Genomic DNA, 19,974 nt, shown 5'->3' with positions numbered 1-19,974 from the left:
GGCCTCAGGCGGCGCGGCCATCCGCGCCGGCCATCCGGCATTTCCAGCCGCTGATCGACTGGCCGGGATGGGACTGCGCCCATTTGGCCAGCTGCGCCTGCGCGCCCATCATGCAGCCCATCAGGCCGATATCGCTGGTAAAGACCATGCTGCGGTCGCGGCAGCTTTGGGGTTCGCCCGACAGGCAGGCAACGAAAAGCAGTTCGATCATGGGCAAGTCCCTTGCGTTGCCCTCCCATGACGACAGGATGCCGTTCGGGGTGATTCCCGCAAAGCCGACAGGGCGCATCAGCGGCCCCGCACCGCCAAAGCGCGTGTTTTGCAGGCGCGACGCCGTGGCATTGCCGACGGTTCAGGCAGTTCCGGGCTTCAGGCCTTGCGATCCGTCTCGCCGGCAAAGCGGCATTTCCACTCGCGGACCTGTTCCTGGGGATGGGTCTCGATCCAGCGGGCCAGTTCGTTCTGGCTTTGCAGCATGCAGGTGATCAGGCCGTTCTGTTCCTCGAACAGAAGGCTGTGATCCAGGCAGCGGTCGGGGTCCGACAGCAGGCAGGTGACGAAAAACAGCTCGATCATCGCGGCACGTCCTTTCGATGGTCCAAGACACGCCCGGACATCATGAAAAGTTGCGCGGCGCTTCGCTTTTGCGAAAAGGCAGGCTAAGGGAAGGGCATGAATATCCCCGCCCCAGCCCCGACTCTTTCGCCCGATCAGGCCGACGCATGGGATGCGCTGGCCGAAACCTTCGGCGCGGCCGGCATCGACATCATCGCAGAAGAGATCCACCCCCCGCAATCGGGCAAAGGTCGCGTCATGGCGGTCATCGGCAAGGCAGGGTCCGGCAAGACGCTGATGCTGTCGCAGATCACCAAGGCGCTGCTGGAGGCCGGGGTCGAACTGATCAGCCCCGATTACGAAGGCCGCCGCCGCAAGGACCGGCGCAGCGTCGCGATCCTGGCGCCGACGAACAAGGCCGCCTTCGTCCTGCGGATGCGCGGTGTCCCGGCGACGACGATCCACCGCATCCTCTATACGCCGGTCTATGACCCGGAATATGAAAAGATCGCCGAATGGCTGACCGGCACCGGCGAACGTCCGGTGATCGAAGGGCTGTCCGACGCGGCCCTGGACAAGGCCAAGGCCTTTTACGACATCCACACTTCCATTCCCGGCGCGCTGGCCACGGCGGGGCTGCGCGGGTCGGATTTCATCCGGGGCTGGAAGCGGCGCGAGGACGGGCTGGATGTCGGGCTGATCGACGAGGCCTCGATGCTGGACGAAAAGCAGTTCGAGGACCTGCGCGAGATCTTTCCGACGCTGATCCTGTTCGGCGACCCCGCCCAGCTGGCCCCCGTCGGCCAATCGGGCGAGATGGTCTTTGACCGGCTGGCCGCCCCGCAGCGTCTGTACCTGAACCGCATCCACCGACAGGCGGATGACAGCCCCATCCTGGACCTGGCCCATGCGCTTGCCGACGATCAGCTGAACTTCGAGGATTTCGAGAGCCTGATCCGCAGCGCCGCCCGCAAGGATGACCGCGTGGTCTGGGCCGAGCGTGTGGAAAGCGACCTGATGGCCCGCAGCCCCGTGCTGGTCTGGCGCAACGCCACCCGCATCCGGCTGATCCACGCCTTCCGCACGGCCTTCGGTGCGCCGGGTGATGCCCTGCTGCCGGGCGAGCCGCTGATCTGCGACGGGCTGGAACTGCCGCTGAAGCATCGCAAGAAGCGCATCGATCTGGAGGCGCGTGGCCTGATCAAGGGCGCGCAGGTCGTCTATCTAGGGCCGGGCCGCAAGCCGGGCTTTTCCCGCCTGCACGTGATCGGTGCCGAGGACCCGCGCCTGTCCGCCGCATCCATCGTCAAGATCGAGATGCCCGACCAGGAAGAACCCTTCATCCCCTATGCCGCGCGTATGGGGGCGGCCTTTCTGCACGGGGCGGCGGTCACGGTCCACAAGGCGCAGGGCAGCCAATGGCCGCAGGTGCAGGTCTTTGGCCCCGACATCAGCGCCGCCGCCTGGTCGAACCGGAGCGAGGCGGGCGTGCCCCTCTGGAAGCGCCTGACCTATGTGGCGATCACGCGGGCGCAGGAACGGCTTTACTGGGTGACCAAGGCGCGGCTGGCCCGCCCCGAAGGCCCCCTGTCGACCGACGATCTGCTGGCCAAGGCCGCGCCCCTGTCGCTGGACGCGCAGGAGGATTGATCAGCGGGTTTGGCGCGCGTCGATGGACAGGCGCAGGGCCTCTGTCAGGGCTTCGGGCGGCAGGTCGGTTTCCTTGGCCAGCCGCATCAGCCCGAAATGCACGCGGGCCAGTTCCTGGTAATAGCGCGCGAAGATGAAGTTGATCGACGCCCCCGCGACCGCGCCGAAAACGGGTGCCGCCTGCGCCGCCATCTTTTGCCCCAGGGACACCGACAGCCGCGGAGCCACCTTGCTGACAAGGCTTTGCACCGTCTGCCCGCTGACCGACAGACGGGCCGCCAACAGACCCAGGTCCGTCTGGTCGTCGGTCGTCATCGGGCCCGCGGCCGCAAAGATGCGCAGGCATTCCAGACGCACTTCCTCGCTGTCGGGGTCCAGCCCATGTTCGGCGGCGATGTCCAGCATCGCCCGCAGCAGCAGCGTGACGGTGAACGGCAGTTCGACCAAGGCACCGGCGAAACCGGCCGCGCCGCCCGCCGCGCCGCTGGCCGTGGACAGCATCCGGTTGAACAGGTCGCCCCGGTCGCGCAGCACGCGCCGGCTGCCCGAGGCGGCAGAGAAGGCCCGTGTCAGCGCCGCCCGCGTGGCCGCGTCCAGCCGGTTGCGCACAAAGGATGGCAGACGTTGGATCAGCCCCTCGGCGCCATTGCCAAGACGCGCCATCATCTGCATCGCCAACCCCTGGGCCTTCACGTATCGCAGCGCCAGACGGTCGATCTGGGCGTGAACGGAGGGATCAGAGATCGGCGGAAGAACCTGAGGCGTTTTCGGCGTCATCTGTGTCTTCTTTCGGATGCGCAATCACGACACAGTCGTCGCGATCGGGAACGGGCGGCAATGAGGGTTGTTGTTCGGGCGCGCGTTCGACATCGCCCGTCACCCCAACCCAGGCCCCCGGTCGAAGTTCCAACCCCAGGACCCGATCGGGGTTGGTGGGGGGCGGCATCATGACATCGTCCAGCCGCTGAAAGCCGAAACGCGAGTAATAGGGTGCATCCCCGACCAGCAGGACGCGTTCGAAACCCATCTTGGTCGCGCGCGTCAGACTGTCGCGCATCAACAGCCCGCCCAATCCCTCGCCCTGGGCGGTTGGATGGACGGCGATCGGCCCCAGCAACAGCACCGGGTGATCCCCGATGCGCACCGGCCAGAAACGAATCGCTGCCGTGAGGACGGCGTCGCTGCGCAGCACCAGGCACAGATCGGCCACCCTCGGCACCCCGTCGCGCAGCCGATAGGAGGACAGTGCCGTGCGCCCCGGCGCGAAACACAGATCATAGAGGGCTTCGACCTCGGGCGTATCGGCCGGGGTCTCGGGGCAGATCTCGTACATCGCGCCTCCTGCTGCATCTGCGGCCCCTTAGCACGTCGGTTTGTCGGGCGAAACATTGCGGACCGGCAAAAGCGGTGGCAGGTTGGGCGCGCAAACCAACAGGAGGCCGACATGTTCTATCGCCCCGAAGCCGGACACGGCCTACCCCACAACCCCTTCAACGCGATCATCGCGCCCCGGCCCATCGGCTGGATCTCGACCCGCGGATCGCAGGGTGACAACCTGGCGCCCTATTCCTTCTTCAACGCCGTCGCCTATACCCCGCCGCAGGTGATGTTCGCCTCGACCGGCGCCAAGCCCGATCGCAAGGGCACCAAGGACAGCGTCGCCCAGATCATCGAGACAGGCGTCTTCTGCGTCAACATCGCCACGGGCGATCTGCGCGACGCGGTCAATGCCAGTTCCGCCCCCCTGCCCGCCGGCACCAGCGAATTCCAGGCCGCCGGCATCGAATCGTCGGACTGCACCACCATCGACTGCCTGCGCGCGACCCATGCCGCCGCGAACCTGGAATGCCGCATGACGCAGATCGTGCCGCTGGCGGGCGATCACAATTTCGCCGTCTTCGGCGTCGTCACGGGCGTGCACATGCGCGACGATTGCGTGGTCGAGGGTCGTTTCGATCCGCGTGCCGCAGGGGGATGGATTGCGCGGCTCGGCTACAAGGATTACGCCGCCGTGCACGATCTTTTCGAAATGGACCGCCCTGCATGAACCGCACCGTCAAGGACTATGTCCGCTCCATCCACGACTTCCCGCATGAAGGCATCATCTTCCGCGACGTGACCACGCTGTTTGCCGATGCGCGCGGCTTTCGCATGGCGGTCGATCAGCTGCTGCACGCCTATGCCGGCACGCGCATCGACAAGGTGGTGGGCCTCGAGGCGCGCGGCTTCATCCTTGGCGGCGCGGTGGCGCACCAGCTGTCCACCGGCTTCGTCCCGATCCGCAAGAAGGGCAAGCTGCCCGGCGCGGTCATCTCCGAGGCCTATCAACTGGAATATGGCGAGGCGATCATGGAGATCCATGACGACGCGCTGAAGCCCGGTGAAAAGGTGCTGATCGTCGACGACCTGCTTGCCACCGGCGGCACCGCCGAAGCCGCGATCAAGCTGTGCCGCCGCCTTGGCGCCGAGGTCGTCGGCTGCGCCTTCGTGATCGACCTGCCGGAACTGGGCGGGCGCGCGCTGCTGGAAAGCCTGGAAATGCCCGTCCACGCGCTGTGTGAATTCGAAGGCGCCTAGGCCAGCACCGCGCCGGGGTTCATGATGCCTGCCGGGTCCAGCGCCGCCTTGATGGCACGCATGACCTGCAGGCGGACCGGATCGCCCCAATGGGCCAGATCGCCCGCCTTGAGGCGACCCACCCCATGTTCGGCCGAAAACGACCCGCCGCGTTCCACGACCATCTGGTGGATGCGGCGGGACATCTCCTTGCGGATATCGTCGTAATCCTCGCGCACGCGACCTTCGGCGGGGAACAGGTTGTAATGCAGGTTGCCGTCCCCCAGATGCCCGAAACAGTTGATCCGCAAGTCGCCCTCGGCGGCGATCATGGCGCTGGCATCGCGGATGAAATGGGTGATTTCGGTCAGAGGCAGGCTGATGTCATGGCTGGCGATCGCGCCGACATGACGGTTGGCCAAGGGGATATGTTCGCGCAGTGCCCACAGGTCGGTGGCCTGCTGATCTGACCGGGCGATCACCCCGTCACTGGCCAGACCGGCCTCGGATGCGGCGATGAACAGGCCCTCCAGCGCGGCGTCGGCGGACAGCCCCGCAGGCAGGCCGACCTCGGTCAGGACCAGCCAGTCCGGGCGCGTGTCGAAGGGTTGGCGCATGTCCGGAAAGGCCGCGTTCAGGAACCGCAGCCCCTGTCCCGAGATCAGCTCGAACGCGGTGACGCCGCCCGCCATGCGCGCCTGCGCCAAGGACAACAACGACAGCGCCGCGGCGGGGCTTTCCACCACCATCAGCGCCACCCCGGTCTCGGCGGGCTTCGGGGCCAGCACCAGCGATGCCGCCGTGATGATCCCCAACGTTCCTTCCGCCCCGATCATCAGGTCGCGGATGTCATAGCCGGTATTGTCCTTCCGCAGCCGCTTGAGGTCGCGCAGGATGCTGCCGTCCGGCATCACCGCCTCGACCCCCAGGCACAGGGCGCGGGCATTGCCATATCGCAGCACGTTGACGCCGCCCGCATTGGTCGACAGGACGCCGCCGATCTGGGCGCTGCCCTGCGATGCCAGCGACAGCGGGAACTGCCGCCCCGCCGCATCCGCCGCATCTCGCGCAGCCTGCAGGGTCACGCCGGATTCAGCGATCATCACGCCTTCCTCGGGGAAGACGTCGCGGATGGCGGTCATGCGTTCCATCGACAGGATCAGCGGCGCAGGGCCGTCCGACATGATCTGACCGCCGACCAGGCCCGTCCCGCCGCCGCGCGGGACGACAGGAACGCGTGCGGCAGCGCAGGCGCGGATGATGGCGGCGGTTTCTTCAGCGTCATGTGGCGCGGCAATCAGTCCCGCCAGCCCGTGATAACGCCCGCGCGGTTCTTCGGTGTAATGGGGGGCGGGATCGCGCAGCACGCCTTGGGGCAGCGTGGCGGCAAGGGCCTTGTCGGCGGCGTTCAGCATGATGGTCCCCTCTCAGCGGATATCGGTCTTGCCGCGCCGGTCGCCGCGCAGGTTGGCAAACAGCACGTGGTTGCGCCAGCGTCCGTTGATCTGCAGATAGCTTTGCGCGACGCCTTCGTATTTGAAGCCGGATTTTTCCAGCACCCCCCGGGATGCGGCGTTTTCGGGCAGACAGGCGGCCTCGATCCGGGACAGGTCCAGCGTGGTGAAGGCGTGATGGACCAGGATGCCGATCGCCTCGCGCATATAGCCGTTGCGGGCATGGCGCTGGCCGATCCAATAGCCGATGGTCGCGGATTGCGCCGGGCCGCGGCGGATGTTGTCCATGGTGATCGCGCCCAGCAGCACGCCGTCGCGGCGGACCAGAAACAGCGGAAAGGCCGTGCCCGCCTTGCTGGCGCGCGCGGCCCAATAGACGCGGTTGGTAAAGCTTTTCCGCGACAGGTGGTCGGGCGACCAGACCGGTTCCCATGGCACCAGGAAATCGCGGCTCTCCGATCTCAGCGCCGTCCAGGCGCCGAAATCGGAATGGGATGGCAGACGCAGCACGATCCGTTCGGCTTCCAGCCGAAATGGACGGCGGCGTCCCAGCATCATGCGGCCAACCGCGCAGCCAGGGCGTCAAGCGTGGGCGCATCGGCCACCGGACCGTAAAGCGCCAGCGCCGGGCGGGCCCGCGTCAGCAGCCCTTCGGCATGGGCACGCACATCCGCAGCCGTGACCGAGGCGATCTTCTCGGCGACCTCGGCCGGGTCGGGCACGCGACCCCAGATGGCCAACGTGCGGGCCATGCGTTCGGCCTGGGCCGAGGGGCTTTCCAGCCCCATCAGCAGACCCGCGCGCAACTGCGCCTTGGCGCGGGCGATCTCGGCCTCGGACATGTCCTCGGCGGCGCGCTTCATCTCATCGATGGTCAGGTTGGTCAGATCGGCCAGATCGTCACCGCCCGTCCCGGCATAGATGGTCAGCATGCCGGTATCGTCGTGGAAGCCCGATTGCGCAAAGATGGTATAGCACAGCCCGCGTTCCTCGCGGATCTTCTGGAACAGCCGCGACGACATTCCCCCGCCAAGCGCCGAGGAGAAGATCTGCGCCGCATAGAAATCGGGCGCCATGTAGCCCGGCCCTTCCAGAGCCAGCGCGAAATGGGCCTGTTCCAGCTGCTTGACCTGACGCGCTTCGCGGCCCTGCCAGGTGGCGGCCTCGCGCGGGGCCTGCCGGATGGGCGTCATGTGGCCCAGAACCTTTTCGGCCAGCCGCACGATCCGGTCATGATCGACCGCACCCGCGGCCGCGACGACCATCTGGCCGGGGCCATAGTTTTCGGCGACGAACCCCGCCAGATCGGCGCGGCCAAAGCTGCCGACGCGTTCGGCGGGGCCCAGGATGGTGCGCCCCATGGCCTGATCGGGATAGGCGGCCTCTTGCAGCCAGTCGAAGATGATGTCGTCGGGCGTGTCCATGGACTGCCCGATCTCTTGCAGGATGACGCCCCGCTCGACCTCGATCTCGCGCTGGTCAAAGGCGGGGTTCAGGACGATGTCGCTGATCACGTCGAAGGCCAGATCGACGTCATCCTCCAGCACGCGGACATAATAGGCCGTCGCATCGCGCGAGGTATAGGCGTTGATATAACCGCCCACATCCTCGATCGCCTCGGCGATCTGCAGGGCGCTGCGCTTGGCCGTGCCCTTGAAGGCCATATGCTCCAGGAAATGCGCGATACCGTTCTGTTCGGCGCGTTCGTTGCGGCCACCCGCACTGACCCAGATGCCAAGCGCTGCCGAATGCAGGCCGGGCATCTGGCGCGTCACGATGGACAGGCCGTTGGGAAGGGTCGTCAGACGGGGGGTGGGGTCTTGGGTCAATTGGTTCTCCGCTCGAGGATCAGCGATTTAAGCGCCTCGACGTCATTTTCAACCCGGGTCACGCGCTCGGGCAGGTCGAACAGCCCGGCCATATGCGGCGGCAGGCCCGGACGGACCCCCATGGCACGTTCGACGGCATCGGGGAATTTCGCGGGATGGGCGGTGGCCAGCGTCACCATCGGCACACCGGGTTCCAGGTGGCGGTTGGCGACGGCGACGCCCACGGCGCTGTGCGGGCACAGGATCTCGCCGGTGGCCTCGCGCATGGCGCGGATCGTGTCCAGCGTCTCCTCCTCCGAGACGCGGCCCGACAGGTATTGGTCGCGCAGGGTCTGCAGCGCGCCCTGGCTGATGGCAAAGCCACCGGTCTTCAACTCGTCCATCAGCTGGCTGACGGCCCCGGCATCGCCGCCATAGGCCAGATACAGCGCCCGTTCGAAATTCGAGCTGACCTGAATGTCCATCGACGGGCTGATCGAAGGCTCGACCTCGCCCACGCGATATTCACCCTGGCTGAGGGCACGGTGCAGAATGTCGTTCTGGTTGGTGGCGACGATCAGGCGGCGGATCGGCAGACCCATCGACCGCGCGATGCTGCCCGCGAAGATGTCGCCGAAATTGCCGGTCGGCACGCAGAAATCGGTCGGGCGCATGCCCAGGCTGGCGGTCGCCGTAAAGTAATAGACGATCTGCGCCACCACCCGCGCCCAGTTGATGCTGTTCACGCCCGCCAGCCCGACATCGTCGCGGAAGGCATGGTCGTTGAACAGATCCTTGAGCCGCGCCTGGCAATCGTCGAAATGCCCGGTCAGCGCCAGCGCATGGATGTTGTCGGCGGCAGGCGTCGTCATCTGGCGGCGCTGGACTTCGCTGACGCGGCCATGCGGGTACATGATGAAGACGTCGACATCTTCGATGCCGCTGAAGGCCTCGATGGCGGCACTGCCGGTATCGCCCGAGGTCGCGCCCACGATGGTGATCTTCTGGCCCGACCGCTTCAGCGCGATGCGGAACAGCTGCGCGATCAGCTGCATCGCGAAATCCTTGAAGGCCAGGGTCGGCCCGTGGAACAGCTCCAGCAGGTGGTGGCCCGGGGCCAGCTGCACCAGGGGCGCGCGGGCGGCATGGCTGATGCGCGCATAGGCCCGGTCGATGGCGCCGCGCAGCTCATCCTTGGAAAAGCTGTCGTCGGTGAAGGGACGCACGACGCGGAAGGCGACTTCCTCATAGGACAGACCGTCCAGGTCGGCCAACCCCTCAAAGGTCGGAATGGTCTCCGGCAGATACAATCCCCCGTCCCGAGCCAGCCCGGACAGCATGGCCTGTTCAAAGTTCAGAACCGGGGCCTGACCCCGCGTCGAGACGTAACGCATCGGAAATCCTTCAATAGCTGCGCTGTCTGATACGCCAGATCAACGCCAGTGTCATCACCGCCCAGACCGCCGCGATCATGAACCACTGGACGGCATAGGACAGGTGGTTGTTGGGAATGCCCTCGATGGCGACAGGCATGGGAATGACGCCCTGGGCCTCGCCCTCGACAAAGCTGGCCACGACCAGGACCGGCTGGGTGTCCAGGTGTTCGGACATGGCATCCACGTCCCGCGCGAACCAGATGTTTTCGTCCAGGTTGGGCGCCGGGGTCGAACTGCCGGTATCGGCGGGCCAATGCAGGTTGCCCGTGACGCGCAGCCGCGTGGGCCCGCGTTCCAGATGCCGCGCCTCCTGCGGGATGAAACCGCGGTCCAGCAGGATCGCGCGCCCGTCATCGGTGACAAAGCGCGACACGACCTGGTATCCCGCGCCCTGGTCGCGCAGCTGGGACAGCACGTCGATCTCCTGCCCCGTGGTGGTCCCCGTGACGGTGACCGGCAGGTATTTCATCGACGGGTCGACCTGATCCGGCAGCGGCACGGGATCGGCCTCGATGCCGTCGGTGATCTGGTCCAGCAGGCCCTGCTTCCATGCCATCCGATCCAGCTGCCACAGGCCCAGCTGGATCAGGATGGTGCAACCGACGATGCCAAGGATCAGCGGAAACAGATAGCGGCGCATGGACGGGCTCCGGATGGGGCAACGAAAAACGCGCGGAGGCTGCCCCCCGCGCGTTCCGGATGTCAGGGTCGGGGTATCAGCTGCCCCAGATATAGATCACGGCGAACAGGACCAGCCAGATCACGTCGACGAAGTGCCAGTACCAGGCGGCGGCTTCGAAACCCAGATGCTGGTTCTGGGTCATCTGGCCCCGCATCATGCGGATCAGGCAGACGAACAGGAAGATCGTCCCGATGATCACGTGCAGACCGTGGAAGCCGGTGGCGATGTAGAAGGCCGAGGCATAGGAAGTGTCGGCCAAGCCGAAGGCGGCGTGGCTGTATTCATAGGCCTGAAGGGCCGTGAACAGCAGGCCCAGCACGACGGCCACGATCAGGCCGTTGATGGTGGTCTTGCGGTCGCCTTCATGGACCAGCGCGTGATGCGCCCAGGTCACGGCCACGCCCGACAGCAGCAGGATCAGCGTGTTGATGAAGGGCAGGTGCCAGGGATCGAAGGTCACGATGCCTTCGGGCGGCCAGACGCCATCGGTGATGGGGCTGTTTTCGCCCATCGGATACAGCGCGTTCTTGATGAAGTTCCAGAACAGCGTGACGAACAGCATCGCCTCGGACATCACGAACAGCAGGAAGCCGTATTGCAGGCCGATGCGGACGACCGGGGTGTGATCGCCCTGTTCACCTTCGCGCACCATGTCCGCCCACCAGCCAAAGCTGACATAGCAGGTGCCGATGAAGCCGATGGCGAACATCCAGGGGCCGGTGATCTCGGCGCCCGCGATGGTGACCTGACCGGTCATCCAGGCGACGGCACCAAACAGCATGACGAAAACCGCCACCGCTGCCAGGAAGGGCCAGACCGAGGCCGGAAGAATATGGTAGTCGTGGTTCTTAGCATGCGCCATGTCGGATCCCCGTCGGCTCCCCTAGTTCGTCTTAATTGATGTTTTCGGCAGGTGCCGTGTCAAGCGCCGCCGAGCGCGGCTCTGTCCGGTGGAAGGTATAGGACAGGGTGATGTCGCGCACGTAATCGGCATCCGGGTCGTTCACCAGCGCGGGATCGACATAGAAGCTGACCGGCATCTCGACGCGTTCGCCGGGCTGCAGCGTCTGTTCGGTAAAGCAGAAACACTGCACCTTGATGAAGTAATACCCCGCCACATCCGGCGCCACGTTATAGCTGGCGGTCCCCGTCAGGGGCTGGTCGGTGTTGTTCACCGCCTCGTAGAAGGCAAGGCCGTTCTCGCCGATCTTCAGGTCCATGCGGGTCTGCATGGGCTTGAAGGTCCAGCCCAGATCGCTGTCGGTATTGGCATCGAAGCGGACCCGGACGGTTTCGTCCAGAACCTCGTCCGACACGGTTTCGGCCACCTGTGTCGTGCCGCCGAAGCCCGTGACCTGGCAGAACCAGTTATAGAACGGGACGGCGGCCCATGCCAGGGCGCCCATGGTCAGGACGACCCCGACCAGGGTGGCGGCGGTGCGTCCTTCGGGGCTGAGGCGTTTCATGGCGCGTCTCCCTTGGTTTCACCTTCGATGGGCGTCAGCGAGACGCGCGGCTGGTGGTCATATCCTTCGATCAGCCCGCCCTGGCGCACCTTGACGACCGTCAGGGCAAAGACCAGCGCCACGAAGCCGATCAGCACAAGGCCCAGACCGACATTGCGCGACCTGCGCCGCCCGTGGATTTCATGTTCCGCCTGGATCGGCATCACCAGCCCCCCATCCAGCCCTGCACCAGCAGCGCCAGGAAATGAACGAACAGATAGACCAGCGACAGCTTGAAGACCCGCTTTTCGACGGCATAGCCATCGGCGATGGCCTGATCTTCGGAGCGCTTCAGGATCTTCCAGCCGCCATGGATGAACATCGCGTTCAGGACGACCGCCACCGCCATGTAGAGCGGCCCGCCGACCGAGGTCAGGCCCAGCCAGATGGCGAAGGGTGCCAGGACCAGCGTATAGGCAAAGATGTGGCGACGCGCCGAACGGCGGCCATGCGTCACCGTCAGCATCGGCACGCCCGCATTGTGATAGTCTTCCTTCATGAACAGCGCCAGCGCCCAGAAATGAGGCGGCGTCCAGAAGAAGACCAGCGCGAACATCAGCAGCGATTCAATGCTGATCCCGCCGGTCGCACAGGCCCATCCGATCATCGGGGGGAAGGCGCCCGCGGCACCGCCGATGACGATGTTCTGCGGCGTCCAGCGCTTCAGCCAGACGGTATAGACCACGGCATAGAAGAAGATGGTGAAGGCCAGGAAAGCCGCCGCGAACCAGTTCGCGACCAGCCCCAGCATCATCACCGAAATCACCGACAGCACGATGCCGACGCCCAGGGCCTCGCCGGGTTCGACGCGTCCCGACGGGATCGGCCGGCTTTGCGTGCGGGTCATGATCGCGTCGATGTCGCGGTCGTACCACATGTTCAGCGCGCCCGATGCACCGCCGCCAAGGGCGATGAACAGCACGGCGCAGAAGCCGATGAAGGGATGCACCGGACCAGGTGCCACCCACAGGCCGACGAATGCCGTGAACACGACAAGCGACATGACCCGCGGCTTCAGCAGCGCGACGTAATCGCCGAACTGGGCCTCGGGGGTGTGCTCATATGCGTTGATATCGGCCATCATGCCTGCAATCGGTTCGGAAATATCGGATCCGGCCGGCATCATGCCGGCCGGATCGGGATCATTCAATTCAGTTGGCCTCGGCAACCTCGACGGCGGCGTCGGTGTCGACCGCTGCGGTCTGCGCCTCTTCCTCCAGCGTGCCGCCCTGTTCGGCGACCCAGGCCGCATAGACCTCGGGGCTGACGGCCTTCACGACGATAGGCATGTAGGCGTGGTTGATGCCGCAGAGTTCGCTGCACTGACCGAAATAGGTGCCTTCCTGTTCGACGTTGAACCAGGCCTGGGCGATGCGGCCCGGAACGGCGTCCTGCTTCACGGCGAAGGCCGGAATGGTCCAGGAATGGATCACGTCGCCCGACGTGACCTGCAGCAGGATGTTCTGACCGGTCGGCACCACCACGGCGGTGTCGGTCGCCAGCAGGTATTCATCCTCGCTGTAGCCTGCCTCGGCCAGGTCTTCCTTTTCCAGCAGCAGCGAATCGAACGCGACGCCGTTCTCGGGATATTCATAGGACCAGTACCACTGGTGTCCCGTGACCTTGACCACGACATCGGGGTCCGCCGGCATTTCCTGGCTGCGGAACAGGATCGGCAGCGAGAACGCGCCGATGGCCACCAGGATCAGCACAGGAACCAGCGTCCATGCCACTTCCAGCGGAGTATTGTGGGTGAACTTGGCCGGCACGGGATTGGCGCGCGAGTTGAAGCGCACGATCACGTACAGCAGCAGCGCGCAGACCACGATGGTCACGACCGTGATGATGATCAGCACGAAATGGTCCAGCCATTGCTGGTCGCGCGCCAGTTCCGTCGAGGCGGGTTGGAAGCCCATGCCCCCTGCCACCGGTTTGCCGATCGTGGGCAGTTCGCCCACGGCACTCTGCGCCATCGCAGCCCCGGCCAACACGCCCGCAGATGCGAACCCCGTAGCTGCCGCGACTGCACGGCGAATCATCGCTCTTGCCATCATTCCATCCCGTTGCGTTGGCCCGGCCAATATGGCCGCAAGGGCTGCCGACAGGCTGCCCCTTTTCCTTTCACAGTGACCGCTCTATGACCATATCTAGCCCAATCGGGCAAGACATGACTACAGCATTTCCGGCCAAAGAGGGAACGCGACCCGCTGCCGCGCCCCGGCTTTGCCCCCTGCCCGCCCCTGCAAGGAGACCTGCATGAGCCGCCCGCCCTTCGATCCCTTCGCCGCCCAGCTTGATCGCGACACCGCCCTGACCATCCTGCGGCAGGCCGTGCATGGCGCCGATGATGGTGAGCTGTTCCTGGAACGCAGCCAGTCCGAAACGCTGGTCTTCGACGATGGCCGGCTGCGCAATTCCAGCTTCATGGCGGGCCAGGGCTTCGGGCTGCGCGCCGTGCGTGGCGAGGTGTCGGGATACGCCCACAGCAGCGAGATCACTGTGCCATCCTTGCAACGCGCGGCCGAAACCGCACGGCTGGCGGTGGGTCAGGGCGGCGGCGTCATGGCGCCCGCGCCCGCCATGACGCCGGTGGACCTCTATCGTCCGATCGATCCCGCGCAGGACATCACCATCGCGCGCCGCATCGACCTGCTGCGCCAGATCGACGCCTATGCCCGCCAGCTGGACCCGCGCGTCGTGCAGGTGACGGCCTCCATGGGCAGCAGCGTGCAGGAGGTCGCGATCCTGCGTCCCGAAGGCGGGTTGGCCACGGATATCCGTCCGATGACGCGACTGAATGTCGCAGTCATCGTGGAAAACAACGACCGCCGCGAAAGCGGCAATGCCGGGGGCGGCGGGCGTTTCGCCCTGGACGCCCTGATGGGGCCCGCCCATTGGCAGGGTCTGGTCGACGAGGCGCTGCGCATCGCGCTGGTGAACCTGCGCTCGGTTCCCGCGCCGGCGGGGGTGATGGACGTCGTCTTGGGCGCGGGCTGGCCCGGCATCCTGCTGCACGAAGCCGTCGGTCACGGGCTGGAGGGCGATTTCAACCGCAAGAAGGCCTCGGCCTTTGCCGGGCTGATGGGCCAGCGCGTGGCCGCCCCCGGCGTCACCGTGGTCGATGACGGCACCATTCCCGACCGCCGCGGCAGCATCAACATCGACGACGAGGGCACGCCCCCTGCCCGCAACGTATTGATCGAGGACGGCATCCTGGTCGGCTATATGCAAGACCGCCAGAACGCGCGGCTGATGGGGGTCGAACCCACCGGGAACGGGCGGCGCGAAAGCTATGCCCATGTGCCGATGCCGCGCATGACCAACACCTATATGCCCGGCGGCGATGCCGACCCGGCGGCGATCCTGGCCGATCTGAAGGACGGCATTTATGCGGTGGGCTTCGGCGGCGGACAGGTGGACATCACCAATGGCAAGTTCGTGTTTTCCTGCACCGAGGCCTATCGCGTGAAGAACGGCGTCGTGGGCGACCCGATTCGCGGCGCAACCCTGATCGGCGACGGCGCCACCGCGCTGCAGCAGATCCGCGGCATCGGCAACGACATGGCGCTGGACCCCGGCATCGGCAATTGCGGCAAGCAGGGCCAATGGGTGCCGGTGGGCGTGGGCCAGCCGACGCTGATGATCGGCGGGCTGACGGTGGGCGGCTCGGCGGCGGGGTGATCCGCTAACCGCCTGTTAACCATTCGCGCGCTATTCCTGTCCGGGCACCGGGCCGGAGGCATCATGAACAGCAGCGTTTCGATCAGCGCCGATGACGATCTGTCGGTCCTGCGGCTGATCCGGTCCCGCCGGGTCGGGCCCGCCACCTTTCACCGGCTGATCGCGGAACACGGGTCCGCGCGCGCAGCGCTGGCCGCCCTGCCCGATATCGCAGCGCAGTCCGGGGTCAGCGGTTATCAGGTCTGTCCCGAAGGTGTGGCCGCCGCCGAACTGGCCGCCGGGCGACGGGCGGGCGCGCAGCTGATCCGCTGCGATTCGCCCCTCTATCCCGCATCGCTGCGCGACATCGACGGCGCACCGGCCATCCTGTGGGTGCGGGGCGATGCACGGTTGCTGTCGGCATCCGTCGTCGCGGTCATCGGTGCGCGCAACGCCTCTTCGCTTGGGCTGCGCATGGCGCGGGGAATGGCGGCGGGCCTGGGCGAACAGGGTCTGGTCGTCGCCGCCGGCTTGGCCCGCGGCATCGACGCCACGGCCCATGCGGCCAGCCTGGCGACCGGCACCATCGCCGTCATGGCGGGCGGCATCGACGTTATCTATCCGGCAGAAAACGCCCAGCTTGCCGCCCAGATCGCCGAAGGCGGGGCACTGGTATCGGAACAGCCCCCCGGCACCGAACCGACCGCGCGCCATTTCCCGACCCGCAACCGCATCGTCTCAGGCCTGTCGCATGCCGTTGTCGTGATCGAGGCCGCGCAGCGTTCCGGCACGCTGATCACCGCCCGGAACGCGCTGGACCAGGGGCGCGAGGTGATGGCCGTCCCCGGGCACCCGATGGATGCCCGCGCGGCGGGCTGCAACGCGCTGATCCGCGACGGCGCGACGCTGGTGCGCAGCGCCGCCGACGTGGCCGAAGCGCTGCAGCAGGCTCCGCAGCGCGAATTCGTGACCATGGCTGCCCCTGCCCCGGTCAGACCCGTCGCGCCGCCCGCTGCCAGAATCGCGCCACCCGTGGCCGCGATGCCGCTGGAGGACCGCATCCTGAGCCAGCTGACGCCGTCACCCACTGACGAAAACGACCTGATCCGCGACCTGGGCATGGCCGCGTCGGCGGTCAGTGCGGCGCTGCTGTCGCTGGAACTTCAGGGCCGCATCACGCGTCTGGCCGGGGGGCGCCTGGCCTTGAGTTGAGCCGGCGCCACGTCCGGCACCCGTTGACAGTGGGGCGACCTGCACCCATGTTGCCGCCCCATTGCAGCTGTCCGAGGTTCCCATGCCCGTTGTCGTCGTAGAATCCCCGGCCAAGGCCAAGACCATCGAAAAATACCTGGGCGGCGATTACCGCGTTCTGGCCAGTTTCGGCCATGTCCGCGACCTGCCCCCCAAGGATGGCAGCGTCGATCCCGACCATGATTTCGACATGAAATGGGAAGTCGCCGCGGACAGCAAGAAGCACCTGAAGGCCATCAAGGATGCGCTGAAGGATGATCCCAACCTGATCCTGGCCACCGACCCCGATCGCGAGGGCGAGGCGATCAGCTGGCACCTGTTGGAGGCGCTGCAGACATCGCTGAAGAAGACCAGCGAGGTCAGCCGCGTCACCTTCAACGCCATCACCAAATCCGCCGTCACCGAAGCCATGGCCAAGCCGCGCCAGATCGACCAGCCGCTGGTCGATGCCTATCTGGCACGCCGTGCGCTGGATTATCTGGTGGGCTTCAAGCTGTCGCCGGTCCTGTGGCGCAAGCTGCCCGGCGCGAAATCGGCCGGCCGCGTGCAATCCGTCTGCCTGCGCCTGATCGTCGATCGGGAAATGGAGATCGAGGCCTTCAAGGCCCGCGAATACTGGTCCGTCCATGCCCGCCTGGCCACGCCCGGCGGCGACGAATACGACGCCACGCTGACCACCCTGGCCGGGTCCAAGCTGGACCGGTTCGACCTTGCGACCGCCGAACAGGCCGCAATGGCCGTCAGCGCCGTCACCAGCCGCGATCTGCGCGTCACGGGCGTCACCGCCAAGCCCGCCAGCCGCAACCCCTGGCCGCCCTTCATGACCTCGACCCTGCAGCAGGAGGCCAGCCGCAAGATGGGCATGGGGGCCAAGGCCTGCATGTCGGCGGCGCAGCGTTTGTACGAGGCCGGCCTGATCACCTATATGCGGACCGACGGCATCGACATGGCCCCCGAGGCGGTCATGGCCGCCCGCGACGCGATCAAGGCCAAGTTCGGTGAAAAATACCTGCCCAAAAGCCCGCGCATGTACAAGAACAAGGCCAAGAACGCGCAGGAAGCCCACGAATGCATCCGGCCGACCGACATGATGATGTCGCCCGACAAGCTGAAGCTGAGCGCGGATGACCAGCGCAAGCTCTATGACCTGATCTGGAAGCGCACCATCGCCAGCCAGATGGAAGCGGCCCGGATGGAGCGCACCACGGTCGAAATCGCCAGCCCCGACGATCAGGTCGGCCTGCGCGCCACCGGCCAGGTGATGCTGTTCGACGGCTTCCTGCGTGTCTATGACCAAGGCCGGGACGATGATGAGGGCGAGGACAGCGCCCGCCTGCCCGCCATCACCGAAGGCGAGGCCGCGACGCTGGTCGCCAGCGGATTCGACGCCGAATTCGCCAAGGCGAGCGACAAGACCGACCCCCTGCCCGACGCGCCCAAGGGCCAGCGCGCGGCCCCCGGCCTGCTGGTGAACGACGCCGCGTCAACCGCCGCGCGCCAGCATTTCACCCAGCCCCCGCCCCGCTTTACTGAAGCCACCCTGGTCAAGCGCATGGAGGAGCTGGGCATCGGCCGCCCGTCCACCTATGCCAGCATCGTCACGACGATCCAGCACCGGGACTATGTCCGCAAGGACAAGAACCGCCTGATCCCCGAAGACAAGGGCCGGTTGGTCACGACCTTCCTGATCAAGTATTTCCCGCGCTATGTCAGCCATGACTTCACCGCGAACCTGGAAAACGAGCTGGATGAGATCAGCGCAGGCGACCGCCTGTGGCGCGAGGTTCTGGGCCGCTTCTGGAAAGATTTCTCCAAGGCGCTGGAGGGCACCTCGGAACTGCGCATCACCGAAGTGCTGGACGCCATCGACGAGGCGCTGGCGCCGCATCTTTATCCGCCGCGTGCGGATGGGGGCGATCCGCGCGTCTGCCCGCTTTGCAATGCGGGTCGCCTGAACCTCAAGACGGCGCGTTCGGGCGGGGCCTTCATCGGTTGCACGAACTATCCCGAATGCCGCTATACCCGCCCGCTTTCGGCCCCTGACGGAGAGGAACCCGTGGGCGACCGCGTTCTGGGCGAGGATGCGGGCGACCAGATCAGCCTGAAGACAGGCCGCTTCGGACCCTATGTCCAGCGGGGAGAGGCCACCGAAGAGGTTCCCAAGCCGCCGCGCACTTCCATCCCCAAGGGCTGGGACGCGGCCAAGCTGGACCTGGACCAGGCCGTGCAACTGCTGTCCCTGCCCCGCCCCGTCGGCCCGCATCCCGAGGATGGCGTGCTGATCGAGGCCGGGATTGGCCGTTTCGGACCCTACGTGAAGCATGGTTCGAAATACGCCAACATCCAGGACGTGGATGAGGTCTTTACCATCGGCATGAACCGTGCGGTCGAGGTGCTGGTGGCCAAGCAGACCCGTGGTCGCGGTGCCGCCGCCGCGCCCCTGAAGGAATTGGGCGATCACCCCGATGGCGGCGCGATCCAGGTGATGAGCGGCCGCTATGGCCCCTATGTGAAATGGGAAAAGATCAACGCGACCCTGCCCCGGGATGTCGAACCGGCCGACCTGACTGTCGAACAGGCGCTGGAGCTGATCGCGGCCAAGGCGGCCAAATCGCCCAAGAAGGCGGCGAAGAAGCCGGCAGCCAAGAAACCCGCCGCGAAAAAACCGGCGGCCAAGAAGACCACGGCCGCCAAGAAACCCGCAGCCAAGAAGCCTGCTGCGAAGAAGACGACCGCCAAGCCGGATGACGCCCCCACCGGGGAATGACGCCCAGGATCAGGTCCGTCCAAAGCGCCGCCGCACCCCCCGTGTGGCGGCGCTAACACATTCTGCCGCGATTGACACTTGCGGGGGCACGGGCGACAACCCCTGCAATGGCAGGAAACGTGGGAAGGAGGCCCGATGAAGAAGGTTTACGGGACGGCGTCGGAGGCGCTTGAGGGTGTCTTGCATGACGGGATGTTCATCGCGGCGGGGGGGTTCGGCCTTTGCGGCATTCCCGAGCTGCTGATCGCGGCGATCCGGGACGCGGGCACGAAGGATCTGACCGTCGCCAGCAACAATTGCGGCATCGACGATTTCGGGCTGGGGATCCTGTTGCAGACCCGCCAGATCCGCAAGATGATCAGCAGCTATGTGGGCGAGAACGCGGAATTCATGCGCCAGTACCTGTCGAAGGAGCTGGAGCTGGAATTCAACCCCCAAGGGACGCTGGCCGAACGGATGCGCGCCGGCGGCAGCGGCATCGCGGGCTTCTATACCAAGACCGGCGTCGGCACGATGATCGCCGAAGGGAAGGAGCACAAGGATTTCGACGGCCAGACCCATATCCTGGAACGCGGCATCGTGGCGGATCTGTCGATCGTGAAGGCGTGGAAGGCCGATGACACCGGCAACCTGGTCTTCCGCAAGACGGC

21 protein-coding genes are annotated in these 19,974 nt (G+C 66.2%); 7 read left to right on the top strand and 14 right to left on the bottom strand.

Annotation, left to right across the window (positions count from 1 at the left end; all coding sequences use genetic code 11):
- Nucleotides 1–4 precede the first annotated feature (4 nt).
- Both IE00_RS17540 and IE00_RS17535 read right to left on the bottom strand, forming a co-directional pair.
- Nucleotides 5–211 (bottom strand): hypothetical protein, encoded by a 207-nt coding sequence (locus IE00_RS17540; RefSeq protein ID WP_072298487.1) that lies wholly within the window; start codon nucleotides 209–211, stop codon nucleotides 5–7.
- A 158-nt stretch (nucleotides 212–369) separates the two neighbouring features.
- Complete coding sequence (locus IE00_RS17535) at nucleotides 370–576, bottom strand: hypothetical protein (protein ID WP_072298486.1); 207 nt, start codon at nucleotides 574–576, stop codon at nucleotides 370–372.
- A gap of 96 nt (nucleotides 577–672) precedes the next feature.
- On the opposite strand from IE00_RS17535, the gene IE00_RS17530 reads away from it, so the two are divergent.
- Nucleotides 673–2,205: an ATP-dependent RecD-like DNA helicase gene (locus IE00_RS17530; protein WP_072298485.1), complete on the top strand. Its 1,533-nt coding sequence runs from the start codon at nucleotides 673–675 to the stop codon at nucleotides 2,203–2,205.
- On the opposite strand, the gene IE00_RS17525 is transcribed toward IE00_RS17530, so the two are convergent.
- Nucleotides 2,206–2,982, bottom strand: coding sequence for an EcsC family protein (locus IE00_RS17525; RefSeq protein ID WP_072298484.1), 777 nt, complete (start codon nucleotides 2,980–2,982; stop codon nucleotides 2,206–2,208).
- Complete coding sequence (locus IE00_RS17520; protein ID WP_083554498.1) at nucleotides 2,942–3,538, bottom strand: GNAT family N-acetyltransferase; 597 nt, start codon at nucleotides 3,536–3,538, stop codon at nucleotides 2,942–2,944. The genes IE00_RS17525 and IE00_RS17520 overlap by 41 nt, the downstream gene beginning before the upstream one ends.
- A gap of 111 nt (nucleotides 3,539–3,649) precedes the next feature.
- Here IE00_RS17520 and IE00_RS17515 point away from each other — a divergent pair, with 111 nt between their 5' ends.
- Both IE00_RS17515 and IE00_RS17510 read left to right on the top strand, forming a co-directional pair.
- Nucleotides 3,650–4,252, top strand: coding sequence for a flavin reductase family protein (locus tag IE00_RS17515; protein ID WP_072298483.1), 603 nt, complete (start codon nucleotides 3,650–3,652; stop codon nucleotides 4,250–4,252).
- Nucleotides 4,249–4,782 (top strand): adenine phosphoribosyltransferase, encoded by a 534-nt coding sequence (locus IE00_RS17510; protein ID WP_072298482.1) that lies wholly within the window; start codon nucleotides 4,249–4,251, stop codon nucleotides 4,780–4,782. The genes IE00_RS17515 and IE00_RS17510 overlap by 4 nt, the downstream gene beginning before the upstream one ends.
- Here the strand turns inward: IE00_RS17510 and IE00_RS17505 are convergent.
- The 10 genes from IE00_RS17505 to coxB all read right to left on the bottom strand — a co-directional run bounded on the left by IE00_RS17505 (nucleotide 4,779) and on the right by coxB (nucleotide 13,685).
- A complete protein-coding gene (locus IE00_RS17505) occupies nucleotides 4,779–6,176 on the bottom strand; it encodes an FAD-binding oxidoreductase (RefSeq protein WP_072298481.1) in 1,398 nt (465 codons plus the stop codon). The genes IE00_RS17510 and IE00_RS17505 overlap by 4 nt on opposite strands.
- A 12-nt stretch (nucleotides 6,177–6,188) precedes the next feature.
- On the bottom strand, nucleotides 6,189–6,770 hold the full coding sequence (locus IE00_RS17500) for a GNAT family N-acetyltransferase (RefSeq protein ID WP_072298520.1): 582 nt from the start codon (nucleotides 6,768–6,770) through the stop codon (nucleotides 6,189–6,191).
- A complete protein-coding gene (locus IE00_RS17495) occupies nucleotides 6,770–7,978 on the bottom strand; it encodes a pitrilysin family protein (RefSeq protein WP_072298521.1) in 1,209 nt (402 codons plus the stop codon). Before IE00_RS17495 ends, IE00_RS17500 begins: the two co-directional genes overlap by 1 nt.
- A gap of 62 nt (nucleotides 7,979–8,040) precedes the next feature.
- A complete protein-coding gene (gene thrC, locus IE00_RS17490; RefSeq protein WP_072298480.1) occupies nucleotides 8,041–9,417 on the bottom strand; it encodes a threonine synthase in 1,377 nt (458 codons plus the stop codon).
- Between the two features lie 10 nt (nucleotides 9,418–9,427).
- Nucleotides 9,428–10,099: an SURF1 family protein gene (locus IE00_RS17485; protein WP_072298479.1), complete on the bottom strand. Its 672-nt coding sequence runs from the start codon at nucleotides 10,097–10,099 to the stop codon at nucleotides 9,428–9,430.
- A 76-nt stretch (nucleotides 10,100–10,175) separates the two neighbouring features.
- Complete coding sequence (locus IE00_RS17480; protein ID WP_072298478.1) at nucleotides 10,176–11,003, bottom strand: cytochrome c oxidase subunit 3; 828 nt, start codon at nucleotides 11,001–11,003, stop codon at nucleotides 10,176–10,178.
- A gap of 31 nt (nucleotides 11,004–11,034) precedes the next feature.
- On the bottom strand, nucleotides 11,035–11,607 hold the full coding sequence (locus IE00_RS17475) for a cytochrome c oxidase assembly protein (protein WP_072298477.1): 573 nt from the start codon (nucleotides 11,605–11,607) through the stop codon (nucleotides 11,035–11,037).
- Nucleotides 11,604–11,810, bottom strand: coding sequence for a hypothetical protein (locus IE00_RS17470; protein ID WP_072298476.1), 207 nt, complete (start codon nucleotides 11,808–11,810; stop codon nucleotides 11,604–11,606). The genes IE00_RS17475 and IE00_RS17470 overlap by 4 nt, the downstream gene beginning before the upstream one ends.
- Nucleotides 11,810–12,727 (bottom strand): heme o synthase, encoded by a 918-nt coding sequence (gene cyoE / locus IE00_RS17465; protein ID WP_072298519.1) that lies wholly within the window; start codon nucleotides 12,725–12,727, stop codon nucleotides 11,810–11,812. The genes IE00_RS17470 and cyoE overlap by 1 nt, the downstream gene beginning before the upstream one ends.
- Nucleotides 12,728–12,797: 70 nt before the next feature.
- On the bottom strand, nucleotides 12,798–13,685 hold the full coding sequence (coxB, locus tag IE00_RS17460; RefSeq protein ID WP_371328458.1) for a cytochrome c oxidase subunit II: 888 nt from the start codon (nucleotides 13,683–13,685) through the stop codon (nucleotides 12,798–12,800).
- A gap of 217 nt (nucleotides 13,686–13,902) precedes the next feature.
- Between coxB and tldD the strand changes: the two genes are divergently transcribed.
- The 4 genes from tldD to IE00_RS17440 all read left to right on the top strand — a co-directional run.
- Nucleotides 13,903–15,327: a metalloprotease TldD gene (gene tldD, locus IE00_RS17455; protein ID WP_072298474.1), complete on the top strand. Its 1,425-nt coding sequence runs from the start codon at nucleotides 13,903–13,905 to the stop codon at nucleotides 15,325–15,327.
- A gap of 63 nt (nucleotides 15,328–15,390) precedes the next feature.
- Nucleotides 15,391–16,518 carry a DNA-processing protein DprA gene (gene dprA, locus IE00_RS17450; protein WP_072298473.1) on the top strand — a complete coding sequence of 376 codons (1,128 nt, stop codon included), beginning with the start codon at nucleotides 15,391–15,393 and terminating at the stop codon, nucleotides 16,516–16,518.
- A gap of 82 nt (nucleotides 16,519–16,600) precedes the next feature.
- Complete coding sequence (gene topA / locus IE00_RS17445) at nucleotides 16,601–19,324, top strand: type I DNA topoisomerase (RefSeq protein ID WP_072298518.1); 2,724 nt, start codon at nucleotides 16,601–16,603, stop codon at nucleotides 19,322–19,324.
- Between the two features lie 135 nt (nucleotides 19,325–19,459).
- On the top strand, nucleotides 19,460–19,974 hold a 515-nt coding region (locus tag IE00_RS17440), incomplete at its 3' end, for a CoA transferase subunit A (RefSeq protein ID WP_072298472.1).

The sequence above is a fragment of the Paracoccus sp. SM22M-07 genome, assembly GCF_001887735.1.
GTDB lineage: Bacteria > Pseudomonadota > Alphaproteobacteria > Rhodobacterales > Rhodobacteraceae > Paracoccus.
The sequence above is the reverse complement of the archived record's forward strand: the minus strand, read 5'-3'. Positions and strand labels throughout refer to the sequence as shown.